We start from the raw sequence: 15489 nt of genomic DNA, 5'->3' as shown, positions 1-15489 counted from the left end.
ACTACTCACGCTCGCGAGCAAACCCAGAATCATTCAGGAGCCACCATGTCAGAAACGCTGTTTACCAAGATCATCAATCGGGAAATTCCGGCAGATATTGTCTACGAAGATGACGTCAGCCTGGCGTTCCGGGACATCAACCCCCAGGCACCTGTGCACCTGCTGGTGATCCCGAAGAAAGCCATAGCCACCATCAACGATATCGGTGAAGACGACCGCGAGCTGGTAGGCCACCTCTATTGGGTTGCTGGCAAACTGGCTAAGGAGATGGGATTCGACGAAGACGGCTATCGTACGGTGATGAACTGCGGAGAGAATTCAGGGCAGACAGTGTTTCACATCCATCTGCACCTGCTGGCTGGCAAACCCATGGGCTGGCCGCCCTACACCGACCGAATGAAGCAGGCGTAGCCAAAAAAAACAGGGATTGAGTGGGGCTTAGCGCCCCACCACCCGCTCGGCTTCTTCTACCGAGGTGTGACGGACGTCTTCGCCCTTCACCATGAAGATCACGTTCTCAGCGATGTTACAGGCGTGATCACCAACCCGTTCCAACGCGCGCAGCACCCACATCACCGACATGCAGCGAGAAATGTTGCGCGTGTCTTCCATCATGAACGTCAGCAGGGTACGGGCCGCAGCCTGATACTCTTCGTCCACCCGCTTGTCTTCCTTCATGATCCGCAAGGCCTGCTCGGAATCGAGACGGGCAAAGGCGTCCAGTGCATCGTGCAGCATGGTCAGAACGTGGGTGCTGATGTGGCGCACCTCCACATACCCGCGTGGGGCCTGACCCTCTTCGGACAGCTTGATCGCCAACTTGGCGATCTTCTTGGCCTCGTCACCAACCCGTTCCAGGTCCGCCACCATCTTGATCACGGAAATCACCAGGCGCAGGTCCCGGGCAGTCGGCTGCCGACGCGCAATGATCAGGGTGGCTTCCTCGTCAATGGCCATTTCCATCTGGTCGACGCGCTTATCCTTGGCCCGAATGTCTTCGGCCAGATGACCATCGCCATCCATCAGGGCCTGAATGGCATTCTCGACCTGAGACTCGACCATTCCGCCCATTTTCAGGAACTCGGTTTTGAGCTCCATCAGTTCGTCATTGAACTTGTGGGAAATATGATCCCCGTAAACATCGTCCTTCTTTGTAGGCATACTCTTCTTCTCCAATGTTCCTCAGCGCCGGGATCAGCCGAAGCGACCGGTAATGTAGGATTCGGTCAGTTCGTGTTCCGGCGAGGTAAATACTTTGTTGGTCTCATTCACTTCCACCAGGTGTCCGAGGTGGAAGTAGGCCGTGCGATGGGATACCCGGGCAGCCTGTTGCATGGAGTGGGTTACGATCACAATGGTGTAACTCTCGGACAGCTCGGCAATCAGCTCCTCAACTTTCGCCGTGGCGATCGGGTCCAGTGCTGAGCAGGGCTCGTCCATCAACACCACTTCCGGGTTAACGGCGATGGCCCGGGCGATACACAGGCGTTGCTGCTGACCACCGGACATGCCGGTGGCAGTAGCTTCCAGCCGATCCTTCACTTCTTCCCAAAGACCCGCCTTACGCAGACTGCTTTCGACGATCTCGTCGAGGTCGGCCTTGCGGTTAGCCAGGCCGTGGATACGGGGGCCGTAAGCGACGTTGTCATAGATCGACTTCGGGAACGGGTTAGGCTTTTGGAACACCATACCCACCCGGGCACGAAGCTCCACTACGTCTCGCTTGGAGTCGTAGATGTCCTGACCGTCCAGCTGCAGTGAACCCTTGACCTTACAGATGTCGATGCTGTCGTTCATCCGGTTCAGGCAGCGCAGGAACGTGGACTTACCGCAGCCCGACGGCCCGATAAACGCCATGACCTGGTTACGGGCAATATCCAGACTGATCTTCTTGATGGCCCGGCTTTGGCCGTAGAACACCTCAACATCGCGCAAGGAAAACTTGGCATTGTCTGAAAACGGCTTGCCGACGGTCTTGCCTTCCTCGATCACGGTGTCGGTGGGCTGACTCTCAGCCACCGGTACGGGTGACTCATCCTCGGAGGGCACTTCGTTGGCGATACTTTGGTTCATGCTATTCATCTCAATTCTCCTTACCACCGGCGCTCGAGGCGTTTGCGCATCCAGATGGCCAATGCATTCATACTGATCAGGAAGGTCAACAGCACCATGATGGCGGCTGACGCGCGTTCAATGAAAGCCAATTCGGGGCTGCCGGCCCACAAGAACACCTGCACCGGCAAGACCGTTGCAGAGTCGAAAAACCCACCGGGCACGTCGACGATGAAAGCAACCATACCAATCAGCAGCAATGGCGCCGTTTCACCCAGGGCCTGGGCCATACCGATAATGGAACCGGTGAGCATGCCCGGCATGGCCAGCGGCAGCACGTGATGCAGCACCACCTGCATTTTTGAGGCGCCAACGCCTTCCGCGGCTTCACGGATGGAGGGTGGCACACTCTTGATCGCGGCCCGGCTGGAAATGATGATCGTGGGCAGGGTCATGAGTGTCAGTACCAGCCCGCCGACAACCGGCACGGAACGCGGCATCCCGAACAGATTAATAAATACCGCCAGACCGAGCAGACCGAAAATAATGGACGGCACCGCAGCCAGGTTGTTGATGTTCACCTCAATGAAATCGGTGAACTTGTTCTGGGGCGCAAACTCCTCCAGATAGATAGCGGCGGCAACGCCAATCGGGAAGGACAAAATCAAAGTGACAAACATAGTCAGCAGGGAGCCGACAATGGCACCCAGGATGCCGGCCTTGGACGGATCCCGCGAATCACCGCCACTGAAGAAGGTGTCATTAAACGAGGTTTCAATCACGCCGCGCTCGAGCAACTCATCCGCCCAGGCTTTCTGCTGGTCGTTGAGCTTGATCGAATAGGCGGCATCCCCGGCGTGTTTTACATACACGTCCACGTCGGTATGGGACAGGAAGGTCATGGTCCGAGTGGTGTTCAGCCAGTCCGGATTTTCCTTCAAGGCATCGCGCAGGGTCACCGAGGCGTATGGGTTGATCAGCCCACGAACATCATCACGGTCCTGCTCGGTAGCACTGGGGAGCTCCTTGATCAGCGCCTGGACAAGGGGTTCGACAAAGTCTGCCATCTTGAGCTGGCGACTGTCGGTCGGATCGTCCAGGTACATCATGTCCCCATCCAGACTCACCTCCATGGTGACGGAAGTTTTCATGAAGCCGGTGTAGCCCTTACCGATGATATCGGTAAACAGAATTACCAGCGCAGAAAGGGCAACACCAATGGCGAGGATACCGTAAGCACGGAATCGACGTTCCTTGCGATACCGGCGTTTTAGCGACTGGCGGACAATCTCCGCCTGTGAACGTTGGTCAGTCATACTGTTCCCGATATTTACGCACAATTTTCAGGGCTATTACGTTGAGCAGCAGGGTGGACAGGAAGAGCATGGCGCCCAATGCGAAGGCGGCCAGGGTCTTGGCGCTGTCAAACTCCTGATCCCCAGTCAGCAGGGTCACGATCTGCACTGTCACAGTGGTGACGGTTTCGAGCGGATTAGCGGTCAGGTTTGCGGCCAGGCCAGCCGCCATCACCACGATCATGGTCTCGCCTATCGCGCGGGAAACCGCCAGCAATATGCCGCCCATGATGCCCGGCAACGCCGCCGGAAAAATGACCTTCTTCATGGTCTCGGACTGGGTAGCGCCCAGCGCCAGCGAGCCGTCACGAAGCGTTTGCGGCACCGCATTAATGACGTCGTCCGACAGCGAAGACACGAAAGGAATGATCATGATGCCCATGACTGCGCCCGCCGCCAGTGCACTCTGGGACGATGCTTCAATACCAATGGAGGCGGCAAGATCACTGATGAATGGCGCCACGGTCAGCGCAGCAAAGAAGCCATAAACCACCGTTGGAATACCGGCCAGCATTTCCAGCAGCGGCTTCACCACACCCCGGACTTTCCTGTTGGCGTATTCCGACAGGTATATCGCGGAGAGCAAACCAACCGGTACCGCCACAACCATGGCAATGGCCGAGATCAGCAGGGTGCCGGTGAACAGAGGGATCATGCCAAAGGCACCCTGTGCAGCCACCTGATCTGCTCGCAGGGCGGTCTGCGGACTCCACTGGGAGCCGAAGATAAATTCAGTGAACGGGACCTTGCCGAAGAATCGGAAGGTTTCAAAGGCTACTGAGAAGATGATGCCAACCGTGGTCAGGATAGCCAGGGCGGCACAGGCGAAGAACAGCCACTTCAGAATGGACTCAACCTGGGATCGGGCATTAAGCCGCGGCCGAATACGCAACCAGCCCAGGAAGCCGGCAAGCACCGAGACTGAAACCACGAGCGCTGACATCAACATTCGGCTTTGACCGCGCAATGCTTTCAGACGTTCTGCAGCTTCTGCAATGGGTGCATCTACAAAGCCGGCGGGCAGGGCGCCGCTGGCGACGTTGCTGATTTTGCTCAGCAACAGGCTGGCCTGACCTTCCGTCTCGGGAATCAGCTCGGGCGGTAGGCCACCAATTATGATGAGCTGAATAACCTTACCCTGGAAAGCGGCCCAGCATCCCAGCACGATCAGTGCGGGAATACCACTCCAAAGTGCGGCGCGCGCGCCATAATAGAAAGGCAGGGATTTAAGATGACGAATGCCGCCCAGTGGCATAGCCAGTGACCGTGACCGGGCATACCCCAGGCCATAAGCCACGACAGCCAACACAAGGGTGAGCAATAACAAATTAGCCGGTTGCATGAATAATCCTGTCTACGACTTCAACGAGGCGCCCAGTGTACAGTTTCAAACTATCCATGGCACTGAGTGGTCTTCCTAGATGTGCGAAAGGGTGCGCGTCCCGATCAGGACGCGCACCCTTGTTTTCACCGATTCCTTCGGTTTACTTCAGCTCTTCCAGAGCCAGTTTCGGCATGTTTTCAGCCTTGTCCATCAGGTTCATCAGCTGGTCGCGCGGCGGCACGATCAAGCCAACGTTCTTCAGATAGCCATTCTGGCCCATGGCGGCATTGCTGGTAAATTCATCTACGTATTCCTGGATACCAGGAATAACACCGACGTGGGCTTGTTTGACGTAGAAGAACAGTGAGCGGGCGACCGGATACTCGTCAGCGGCAATGGCCTCAGCTGTCGGAACCATACCATTCAGGGTAGCGGCCTGAAGGCGGTCAGCATTCTCTTCCAGGAAGCTGTAACCGAACACACCGTACATGTCCGTATCGCCGATCAGTTTTTGCACGATCAGGTTGTCATTTTCACCGGCTTCGATGAAGGCACCGTCTTCACGAACACTTTCACAGATGGCTTTGTGATCGTCCTTGCTCAGGCTTTCGGCTTCCGGAAGGGCGTCGCAACCAGCAGCCAGGGCCAGCTCGTTGAACGAGTCACGGGTACCGGAAGTCGGCGGCGGACCCATTACACGGATCGGCTTGTTCGGCAGACTGGAATCCACGTCGCTCCAGCTCTTGTTCGGGTTAGCAACCCACTCGCCGTCGACCGGCACCTTGGAACCCAGGGCCAGGAACAGCTGCTCAAGGCTAAGCTCCAGGTTCTGTGCATCCTTGGAACTGGCGATGACAATGCCGTCAGAACCGATGCGGAACTCAGTGATGTCGGACACGCCGTTCTTCTGGCACAGCTCGTACTCAGAAGCCTTCATGCGACGTGAAGCGTTGGTGATGTCCGGGTGCTGGGTACCAATACCCTGACAGAACAACTTCATGCCGCCACCGGAGCCGGTGGATTCCAGCTTCGGGGTTCTAAAATCGGTTTTGGTACCAAAGCGCTCGGCAACAACGGTCGCAAACGGGTAGACGGTTGAGGAACCGACAATGCTAATGGTGTCGCGAGCCATGGCAGGCATGGACATTGCCACTACGGAACCGGCCAGCGCTACAGTTGCGAGTGTTTTGTTCAGTTTAATCACGTTGAGTCTCCAAGATCGGTTGGACAATTTGTGTGGATGAACTTTACCGATGGGTGAAGAGTAATGAAGCTCTATGACAACTTTGTTACAGATACCGAAATATAGTTGGAAAAGTGCAAATCTGCTTGCAGCCTAAGCTAACGCCGCTAACATGCGGGATATAACAATTCCAGACTTAACATCAAGGCAGACTCCATGACGGCTTTCGACGACGACAAACCCACCCCTCGCGGTGAGTTGACCCTACAGATTGTACCCCTCCCTTCTGACACCAACCCGAACGGCGATGTATTCGCAGGCTGGTTGGTCAAACAGATGGATATCGCTGCCGCCACCATGGCCGGCCGCATTTCCCAGGGTCGGAACGCAACCGTGGCGATGGATCGTATGGAGTTTCTATCGCCGCTGCGCGTGGGCTCGCAGGTGGGCTGCTACTGTGAGGTGGTGGAGATTGGCCGCAGCTCCATGAAGCTCCGGGTGGAAGTATGGACCCGGGACCGCACTGCCAAGCACCCGCGCAAGGTCACTGAGGGTATGTTCGTTTACGTGGCCATTGACGAGCACGGCCGCATCCGGGAAGTGCCCGACCAGAACCTCTGACTTGACAAAGTCGCGACGCCCGGGAAACGAAATGTGCCTAACCGGCCAACCTCCGGGCACGTCGATCTGGCGCACCCAAAGCAAGCAGTCCGAAAATCGGCCCGGGGAGCAACCAGCAAACTACCCAAATCCCTTGGTATTCCCAGAGCCAACTGGTCAGCCAGATCGCAGGCAAGGTGACGCCAAAGCCAATGGCGTTCATGACCGCCAATGAGGACCCGACGAACTCGGTAGGAGCCCGTGCCGCTGCCAGCGCCGAAAATTGCGGCGAATCAGCCACCACCGATAGCCCCCAAACCACCAGCAAAACCGCCAGCAGGAGCGGAGAAAATCCGGACACCCAAGGGTAAATCAGACAGACCAGTCCGGATGTCGTCAGCGCCGAACGCGCGACCCGCTCACTGCCCCAACGCCGACTCAGCCAGCCACCGCCAATACAGCCGGCCGTACCCGAGGCGATGATGGCAAAGGCAAACCACGGGATGAAGCCTTCGCTCCAGCCAAGACGCGCCAATTCCCGCCCGGCCAACAATGGCACCAGCGTCCAGAAGGCATAAAGCTCCCACATGTGGCCGACATACCCGCCGACAGCGGCCCGAAATTTGGGCGCTCGCAGGGCAACCAGCCCTTGTTTCAAAGGCACCGGCCCTACACTTTTGGGCAGATGAGGCCCCTCACCCAAAAAATACACCAGGGCACCGCCAGCTAACGCCAGTGCCGAGGCACCAAATAGCGGCCACTGCCAGGGCAGACCCAGAGTGGCTCCGCGCATCAGGTGCGGCAGCGCGGTGCCAAGAGTGAGCATGCCCACCAGCCAAGCCAGCGCCACACCGGCATGCTTTGGCGTCCAGGCGATGACCATCTTCATGCCCAGGGGATAGATGCCAGCCAGACAAAGCCCGGTGGCGAATCGCAATAACAGATCGAGTGGCGGGTACGAGGCCACCAGGATGAAGCCGCCGTTCACCAGTGCCCCGAGCAGACTGGACACCGCAAAAATATGGCTGGCGCCGAACCGGTCAGCCAGGCCGGTAACCGCAAGCGTCAAGGTGCCGGCAATAAAGCCGGCCTGCACCGCCAGGGTCAGCAACCCGAGATCGGTCTCACTGAGACCCAGCTCTTGTGACAGCGACAGCCAGACGCCGTTGACGCTGAACCAGAGCGAAGTTCCGAACAGCTGGGCCAGCACGATTACGGCCAAGGGGTAACGACGAAGCAGTGCAGTCATAGAGTTCGATCTTTAACGATGGCCGGCGAGCGCCAGCCTATGGTCCTGGAAACCCGACCATACCCTACTTTGCGTGCTGAGTGCTCGCGCCCGACTGTTCCGGGCTCTGCCGGGCTGGACTGTTCAGCCTCCGGGTGCCCTGCTACTATCCGTGCCTGCTTGTAACACCGCCCCAGCCAGACAACGGATTCGCCTTATGGATGCTTTTCAGGCCCTCTTTCTCGGCCTTTTACAGGGACTGACCGAATTCCTGCCGATCTCCAGTTCCGCCCACCTGATCCTGACACCGGCATTTTTTGGCTGGACCGATCAGGGCGTGGGGTTTGATCTGTCGGTACACCTGGGGACCCTTTTGGCGGTGGTGCTCTACTTCCGACACGACGTGTTCGGCATAGCCCGGGATGGCTTGCTGTCGGTAACCCGGCGCAAGCTGGTTGGCCAGGGGGCGCTGGCGCTCTATCTGGTGATTGGCACCATCCCGGCGGGCTTAGCCGGATTGGCGTTGCTGGACATGATCGACAATGAACTGCGGGCCGTGGAAGTGATCTTCACCACCACCCTGGTGTTTGGCCTGCTGCTGGGCATCGCCGACTGGCTGCCCAAGCGCCAGCGCACCCTGGACCAACTGAACTGGAAAGACGCCGTTGTTGTCGGCATCGCTCAGGCCATGGCGCTGGTACCTGGCACCTCCCGCTCTGGCGTCACCATCACCGCCGGCCTGTTCCTGGGCATGACCCGCCACACCGCTTCACGGTTTTCCTTCCTGCTGGCCATTCCCATTATCGTGCTCGCGTCGGCGGTTAAACTGCTGGAAGTGGCCACCTCGGATGTCATTGTCGACTGGGGCGGCTTTCTGCTCGGCGGGGTAACGTCCTTTATCATGGCCATCACCGCTATCCACTTCTTCCTGAAGTGGTTGAATACCGTGGGCATGTGGCCGTATGTGGTCTATCGAATTGTTCTGGCGGGTGTGATTTACGCGGTCTTGATGTAACCGAGGCCAGCACAGTGATGGAAGCGGAGGGCTGGTAAAGCTTTCCAAAACTGTGCGGAGCCATGGATGGCGGAGCTCAAGCGCCACATGGACGTGCTTGAGCGGGTTTTGGAAAGCTTTACCAGCCCTCCGCCACCCGCATCAACTAACAAGCTTCCAAAGGCGCATACGCCAGCACCAACCACTTGGCACCGTCGTCAAAGTTCACCTGCACCCGGGTATGATGCCCGCTTCCTTCCGAATTCATCACCACACCCTCACCAAACTTCGGATGCCGTACCCGCTGACCCAGGCTGAATCCGGACTGCTGGGCGGAATCCTGGCTGAACATGCTTTCGTTCGGGCGTTCCAGCATCGCCGGGCGCGTAACCGTATTGCGCAACCGGACTTCCTGCAAACAATCGCCAGGGATTTCTCGCACGAATCGGGACAGCGCGTTGAATTTTTCCTGGCCGTACAGACGACGGGATTCCGCGTAAGTGAGCACCAGCTTTTGCATCGCCCGGGTAATACCGACATAGGCTAACCGGCGCTCTTCTTCCATGCGCCCCGGCTCCTCCAGCGACATGCCATGGGGAAACAGACCCTCCTCAACGCCAGCCAGGAACACCATCGGGAACTCCAGGCCCTTGGCGGAGTGCAACGTCATCAGCTGAACACTGTCCTCATGGTCTTCGGCCTGGGCTTCACCCGCATCCAGGGCGGCTTGGGCAATAAACTCGGCCATCGGGTCGACACCGTCTTCCACCTCGTAATCTGACAGAGCGTTAACCAGCTCTTCCAGGTTCTCAACTCGGGCCTGGCCTTTCTCGCCCTTTTCACTGGCGTGGTAGTTCTTCAGGCCGCTATCTTCGATGGTCTGCTTCATCAGGCCATGCAGGCTAGCATCGCCCACCATGCCGGACAGACCTTCAATGATTGCGATAAAGGACTGCAAACCGGTCTTCGCCCGACCTTTAACCTGCCCGGCTTCGAGCAATCGCTCGGCCGACTCCCAAAGCGAAATGCTCTGCTCGGTGGCGTATTCACGAAGCTCCGCCAGGCTCTTGGCACCAATGCCCCGGGGCGGCAGGTTCACCACCCGTTCGAATGCGGCATCGTCACGGCGATACTGCACCAGGCGCAGGTAGGCCAGGGCGTTACGGATTTCCTGGCGATCATAGAACCGCAGGCCACCGTAGACCCGGTACGGAATACCCTGGCGCATCAACGCCTCTTCCAACACTCGTGACTGGGCGTTGGAGCGATAGAGAATGGCCGATTCGCTACGCAGGTTGCCGTCCTGAACCCAGGCCGAGATGCTATCGGCAATGTAGTTGGCTTCGTCCTGCTCGTTAAAAGCGGCATAGAGGCTGATAGGCTCGCCGTCCGGACCGTCGGTCCACAATTCCTTGCCCAACCGGCCCTGGTTGTTGGCGATCACCGCGTTGGCCGCCTTCAGGATCATTTGTGTAGATCGGTAATTCTGCTCCAGCCGCACCAGGCGAGCGTTAGGGAAATCGCGCTGGTACTGCTGGATGTTCTCAACCTTGGCGCCGCGCCAGCCATAGATGGACTGGTCGTCATCACCAACCACCGTCAACGGCACCTGCTGACTGGCAAGCACCTGCAGCCAGGCGTACTGGATAGTGTTGGTGTCCTGGAACTCGTCCACCAGAATGTGCTGGAACCGTTTCTGATAGTGAGCAAGCAGCTCCGGCCGGTGCAGCCAGAGTTCGTGGGAGCGCAGCAGCAGTTCCCCAAAATCCACCAGGCCGCCCTGCTGGCACAGGGTTTCGTACTGGCGATAGATTTTCAGCATCGTTGAGGTGAAGTGATCGCCCGGGTTTTCCTGAATGTGGTCCGCCCGCAAGCCTTCATCTTTCTGGCTGTTGATAAACCATTGCGCCTGCTTGGGCGGCCACTTGCTCTCATCAATCTGGTTTTCCCGCATTACCCGCTTGACCATCCGCAGCTGGTCGTCGCTGTCCAGCACCTGGAAGTTCTCCGGTAACCCTGCGTCCTGCCAGTGCGAGCGCAGCAATCGGTGAGCAATGCCGTGGAAGGTGCCAAACCAGAGGCCGCGAGCCGGAATGTCCATCATCTGTTCGATGCGGTAACGCATTTCCTTGGAGGCCTTGTTGGTAAAGGTCACCGCCAGGATGCCAGTCGGCGGCACCCGGTCCACCGTCATCAACCACGCAATTCGATGCACCAGCACCCGGGTCTTGCCACTGCCGGCCCCGGCCAGCACCAGCAGGTGATCGTTCTGGGCGGTAACGGCCTCGCGCTGGGCGTCATTGAGAGGGTCGATTATGTGAGAGACATCCATAGGAAAACGTTCGCTACTGGTTAAATAAACAGGAGTGGAAGTATAACAGGAGAAAAAAGGGATTTCCGCGTGGGTGAGCGCTCTGAACAGCCCTCACCGAGTTTCGAAAAGAGCGCGGGGGAACGTCCCCTTCAGGACTGTGTGTGGCCAGGGATGGCCACACCCAAGCGCACATGGATGTGCTCGTAGCGTGTCCTGAAGGGGACGTTCCCCCGTGCGACAGCCCGATACTAACGGGCTGCCGGTTTCTGCTTTTAGGTTAAAAGCCGCGCGGTACCGTTTGCGCTTCGACAAACTCAAACAGGCCTTCCAGTCCGCCTTCGCGGCCAATACCGGAGGCCTTCATGCCGCCAAACGGCGCTTCCGGTGTGGGCCCGGTGCCAGTGTTCCAGCCGCAATGGCCAAAGCGCAGGCCGGCAGCCACGCGCTGGGCACGCTCGGCGTCACCGGTGAACACGTAGGAGGCCAGACCGAACTCGGTGTCGTTACCGGCCTCGATAACTTCCTCTTCCGTGCGGAACAGCGCCATCGGAACCAGCGGCCCGAAGGTCTCCTCGCGATAGCAGCACATATCCCGGGTAACGTCGGTAATGACCGTCGGCGGGAAGAACAGGCCGTCGCCCAGATCACCTGGCTGCTTGCCGGCCACCAGGCTGGCACCCTGCTCGAGCGCGTCTTCCAGGTGACGTTTTACCTTGTCGAAACCGGCTTTGTTGATCAACGGGCCGAGATCGACATCACCGTTTATGCCGTCACCCACGGTCATCTTGTTGACGCGCTCGGCGAGTTTTTCGCCGAAGGCATCCGCCACTTTCTCATGGACGAAAATGCGGTTGGCACAAACGCAGGTCTGACCACCACCGCGGAACTTATTGGCAATCAGGTTATCAGCGGCGGCATCCAGGTCGGCGTCGTCGAAGACGATGAACGGTGCGTTTCCGCCCAGCTCCAGCGCCAGCTTCTTAACCTGATCGGCGGTGTCCTGAATCAGCTTGCGGCCCACTTCGGTGGAACCGGTAAAGCTCAGCATCGGCACGTCAGGGCTTTCGCACAGCACCTTGCCGATCACGCTGGCCTTGCCCATCACCAGGTTAACCATGCCATCGGGCATGTCGGTGTGCTGGTCCATCAGGGAGAACAGGGCAATCATGGTCAGCGGGGTCTCGCTGGCCGGCTTGATCACCGACGGGCAGCCGGCCGCCAGCGCGGCTGACAGCTTCTTGGCGATCATGCCGATCGGAAAGTTCCAGGGCGTGATCAATCCGGTCACACCCACCGGGCGGTAGTGAACCGTCCAGGTGCAGTCTTTCGGCTTTTCCGGAATGGTGTGGGCGTCCAGCGCCTGGATGTGCTTGGAGCAATAATCGAAGAAGCCCGCAGCGTAATCCACTTCACCCTGAGCTTCCTGCAACGGCTTGCCGTGTTCCAGGCATAGGATCCGCCCGACCTCTTCCCGGTTGGCTTTCAGGGCATCCCGGATGTCTTCCAGCCATTTGCGGCGGGTTTCGATGGAGTAAGGGCTGGTCAGGCGCAAAGCCGACTTGCCGGCAGCAACGGCATCTTCCACCTCGGACTCGGACATGGAGGCGACTTTTGCGATCACATCTCCTGTCGCCGGGTTGTAAACATCAAAGGTGTTGCCCTGGACATTATCTGTCCAGCGACCGCCGATGTAGCCATTGCGCTTTTCCAGCAGTGGTGACTCGATCATCTTGGCTCCTCTTCTGTCAGTAGCCATATCCCCTGCGGGACACAGTTGCGTAGGTTGAATATGTCTTCCATAGTGGATGCTGAATCACTGGCTGTAAAGTCGACGGCCGGGCTTTTGATCACCGCCTGATGCGCCTATGCTCAGGGGCTTGTAGAACCAAGGAGATCGGATAATGAAAGCGTTTTTCCATCCCGCTCAGGATCAGCATATTCCGCAGACCTACTTTACTCGCGGGCAAATGCGCCAGCCTCAGGAAGTGCCCGATCGCACCGGCCAGATGCTGGAGGGCCTGAAGGAGATGGGGGTTCCGGTTTTACAGCCGGCCGATCAGGGCGCCGCCCCGATCTCCAAGGTGCACGATCTCGGCTATCTGCGCTTCCTGGAATCCGCGCACCGGCGCTGGATGAAGATGGATGACTGGGGCGAAGAGGTGATCTCCAACATCTTTGTGCGGTCACCGAACCACCTGACCGGCATCTTGGCGGAAGCCGCCCGCTACCAGGCCGACGGCAGTTGCCCCATTGGCGCCAACACCTGGCATGCCGCCTACTGGTCCGCGCAAACCGCGCTCGGCGCCGCCGACGCCCTGATTGCCGGTGACCGCACCGCCTACGCCGTGTGTCGACCGCCGGGCCACCACGCCCGCAAGGACGCCGCCGGCGGTTTCTGCTACCTGAACAACGCCGCCATTGCCGCCGAGCACCTGAAAACACGGTTCCCGCGCATTGCCATTCTCGATACCGACATGCACCACGGCCAGGGTATCCAGGAGATTTTCTACGATCGCAGTGACGTGTTGTACATCTCGATCCACGGCGACCCGACAAACTTCTACCCGGTAGTAACCGGCTTTGAAAACGAACGGGGTGAAGGCGACGGGTTTGGTTACAACATCAACATGCCCATGCCCCACGGTGCTTCGGAAGAGGACTTCTTCGACAAGCTGGACGAGTCACTGGCGGCACTCAAGCTTTATCAGCCCGACGTGCTGGTGCTCGCTCTGGGCTTCGATATCTACCAGAACGACCCGCAAGCGAAGGTTTCGGTGACGTCAGAAGGCTTTTGCCGGCTTAGCTCGCACATCCGCCAGTTGGGCTTGCCAACGCTGGTGGTGCAGGAGGGCGGCTATGATCTGGAAACGCTGAGCGAAAACGTCCAGCAGTTCTTCAAGGGCCTGGCCGGCTAACCGGACCAGGCTGAGGGAGGAATCTCAGCTCCAAATGCTGAGTAGAGACATCAGGAGGCGGGCGCGTACACTTTGACGTTGGCGTGCCCTTCAGCCTTCAGATGGCCGGCGTGCATCCGGCTCATCGCCCCGCGGTCGCAGTACAACAGGTACTGACGGTCACTGGGCAATTCGGCAATCTGCTGATTCAGTTCATAAAACGGAATCTGCATGACCTCATTGTTGGTCAGCTTCAGCGGCGACTGCTCGCCCTCGAATGGGTGTCGGACATCGATGATGACATCCTCAACACCGGGCGTCTGAACCAGTTCCACATCTTCCGGCGTGGTGGTGGTGTCCAGCAGGCGGCTGATGGCCGTTTCCTCACGAGCCTCGACGGCGCTCGCCAAAACCGCCGTGTCCATCTCTTCCTCATCCGCTTCCACTTTGTGCAGCTTCGCGCGGGTCGCCGGCTTCTGGGATATCACCCCACAATACTCGGGCATGTTGCGCGCGAATGATTCGGTGCCAATCTCACGGGCAATGTTGATGATGGTTTCCTTGTCCATGGACACCAACGGGCGCAGCACCACCTCGTCACTGGCACGATCCACCACATTGAGATTGCTCAGGGTCTGACTCGACACCTGGGCCACCGCATCGCCGGTCACCAGACCAATGGCGTTGTTCTTTTTAGCAATCTCAGCGGCCGCCTTCAGCATCTGGCGCTTCAGCACGACACCCCAATGGCGGTGATTGACCGAACGCATGATTTCCGCAATCACGCCATCAAACGGTACCGAAATAAACTTGGCACTGTGGGACGCGCCATACTGCTCCCACAGGTAATGCACCACTTGACGCACACCCACCTCGTGGGCAGTACCGCCGAGGTTGAAGAACAGGAAGTGACTGCGCAGGCCTCGACGCATCATCAGGTAGGCGGCTACCGAGGAGTCGTAACCGCCGGAAATCAACGTCATCACGGTTTCAACGCTGCCCAAGGGATAGCCGCCGAGCCCGCGGTGCTTGCGATGGGCGATGTGGAAGTGGTCATCCTGCACCTCGATCCGCACTTCCACGTCGGGCGATTTCAGGTTCACACCTGCAGCCTCAGAGGCCTGCATCAGGGCCGAGCCGACAATCCGTTCCAATTCACTGGAGCGGAATTTGTGGTCACCGTGCCGACGAACCCGGACCCCAAAGGTCTGCCCCTTCAATCGTTCAGCAAAGGCCTCCACCGCCTTGTCGGCGATGTCATCGAGATCCACAAACGGGAACACGCCGATTTCCTGGATGGTGGAGATACCAGGGATGCGCAGCACCGCGTCCAACACCAATCCGGATAACCCGCGGTCATCGGGAAACTCGACCGTTACCCGGTCCCAGGTACCCTCGACTACGATGGCGTTATCCAGCCGAACCAACAGCTTTCGGATGTTCTGCCGCAAGTGCCGCATCTGCTGTCGGCGAACGGGCTTGCTCTTGATAGCGACTTCGGGGGCAGGACGAATAAGTAATTTCATAATCGGAATATTGTCGAGT

The 15489-nt window shown here is 58.5% G+C and carries 13 protein-coding genes; 4 read left to right on the top strand and 9 right to left on the bottom strand.

Features of this window, described 5'->3' with window-relative positions:
• The first annotated feature begins 45 nt into the window (after positions 1-45).
• Positions 46-411, top strand: coding sequence for a histidine triad nucleotide-binding protein (locus FCS96_RS01295; protein WP_138438438.1), 366 nt, complete (start codon positions 46-48; stop codon positions 409-411).
• A 27-nt stretch (positions 412-438) separates the two neighbouring features.
• On the opposite strand, the gene phoU is transcribed toward FCS96_RS01295, so the two are convergent.
• The 5 genes from phoU to FCS96_RS01270 all read right to left on the bottom strand — a co-directional run bounded on the left by phoU (position 439) and on the right by FCS96_RS01270 (position 5935).
• Positions 439-1161 carry a phosphate signaling complex protein PhoU gene (phoU, locus tag FCS96_RS01290; protein ID WP_138438437.1) on the bottom strand — a complete coding sequence of 241 codons (723 nt, stop codon included), beginning with the start codon at positions 1159-1161 and terminating at the stop codon, positions 439-441.
• A gap of 33 nt (positions 1162-1194) precedes the next feature.
• Complete coding sequence (gene pstB / locus FCS96_RS01285) at positions 1195-2082, bottom strand: phosphate ABC transporter ATP-binding protein PstB (RefSeq protein WP_138438436.1); 888 nt, start codon at positions 2080-2082, stop codon at positions 1195-1197.
• Between the two features lie 11 nt (positions 2083-2093).
• Positions 2094-3368 (bottom strand): phosphate ABC transporter permease PstA, encoded by a 1275-nt coding sequence (pstA, locus tag FCS96_RS01280; protein ID WP_138438435.1) that lies wholly within the window; start codon positions 3366-3368, stop codon positions 2094-2096.
• Positions 3361-4749: a phosphate ABC transporter permease subunit PstC gene (pstC, locus tag FCS96_RS01275; RefSeq protein ID WP_138438434.1), complete on the bottom strand. Its 1389-nt coding sequence runs from the start codon at positions 4747-4749 to the stop codon at positions 3361-3363. Before pstC ends, pstA begins: the two co-directional genes overlap by 8 nt.
• 142 nt (positions 4750-4891) lie before the next feature.
• Positions 4892-5935: a substrate-binding domain-containing protein gene (locus tag FCS96_RS01270; RefSeq protein ID WP_138438433.1), complete on the bottom strand. Its 1044-nt coding sequence runs from the start codon at positions 5933-5935 to the stop codon at positions 4892-4894.
• A gap of 195 nt (positions 5936-6130) precedes the next feature.
• Between FCS96_RS01270 and FCS96_RS01265 the strand changes: the two genes are divergently transcribed.
• Positions 6131-6535, top strand: a complete 405-nt coding sequence (locus FCS96_RS01265; RefSeq protein ID WP_138438432.1) for an acyl-CoA thioesterase — start codon at positions 6131-6133, stop codon at positions 6533-6535.
• A 37-nt stretch (positions 6536-6572) separates the two neighbouring features.
• Here FCS96_RS01265 and FCS96_RS01260 read toward each other — a convergent pair whose 3' ends face one another.
• Complete coding sequence (locus tag FCS96_RS01260) at positions 6573-7763, bottom strand: MFS transporter (protein ID WP_138438431.1); 1191 nt, start codon at positions 7761-7763, stop codon at positions 6573-6575.
• Between the two features lie 196 nt (positions 7764-7959).
• Here FCS96_RS01260 and FCS96_RS01255 point away from each other — a divergent pair, with 196 nt between their 5' ends.
• Positions 7960-8757, top strand: coding sequence for an undecaprenyl-diphosphate phosphatase (locus FCS96_RS01255; protein ID WP_138438430.1), 798 nt, complete (start codon positions 7960-7962; stop codon positions 8755-8757).
• Between the two features lie 145 nt (positions 8758-8902).
• On the opposite strand, the gene uvrD is transcribed toward FCS96_RS01255, so the two are convergent.
• Positions 8903-11068, bottom strand: coding sequence for a DNA helicase II (gene uvrD, locus FCS96_RS01250; RefSeq protein ID WP_138438429.1), 2166 nt, complete (start codon positions 11066-11068; stop codon positions 8903-8905).
• A gap of 259 nt (positions 11069-11327) precedes the next feature.
• Positions 11328-12779 (bottom strand): NAD-dependent succinate-semialdehyde dehydrogenase, encoded by a 1452-nt coding sequence (locus FCS96_RS01245; protein ID WP_138438428.1) that lies wholly within the window; start codon positions 12777-12779, stop codon positions 11328-11330.
• Positions 12780-12951: 172 nt separating this feature from the next.
• Between FCS96_RS01245 and FCS96_RS01240 the strand changes: the two genes are divergently transcribed.
• Positions 12952-13965, top strand: a complete 1014-nt coding sequence (locus tag FCS96_RS01240; RefSeq protein WP_138438427.1) for a histone deacetylase family protein — start codon at positions 12952-12954, stop codon at positions 13963-13965.
• A 50-nt stretch (positions 13966-14015) separates the two neighbouring features.
• Here the strand turns inward: FCS96_RS01240 and thiI are convergent, their stop codons facing one another.
• Positions 14016-15470 (bottom strand): tRNA uracil 4-sulfurtransferase ThiI, encoded by a 1455-nt coding sequence (gene thiI, locus FCS96_RS01235; protein ID WP_138438426.1) that lies wholly within the window; start codon positions 15468-15470, stop codon positions 14016-14018.
• Between the last annotated feature and the right edge of the window lie 19 nt (positions 15471-15489).

Source organism: Marinobacter alexandrii, assembly GCF_005871205.1.
Classification (GTDB): Bacteria; Pseudomonadota; Gammaproteobacteria; order Pseudomonadales; family Oleiphilaceae; genus Marinobacter; species Marinobacter alexandrii.
The sequence above is the reverse complement of the archived record's forward strand: the minus strand, read 5'-3'. Positions and strand labels throughout refer to the sequence as shown.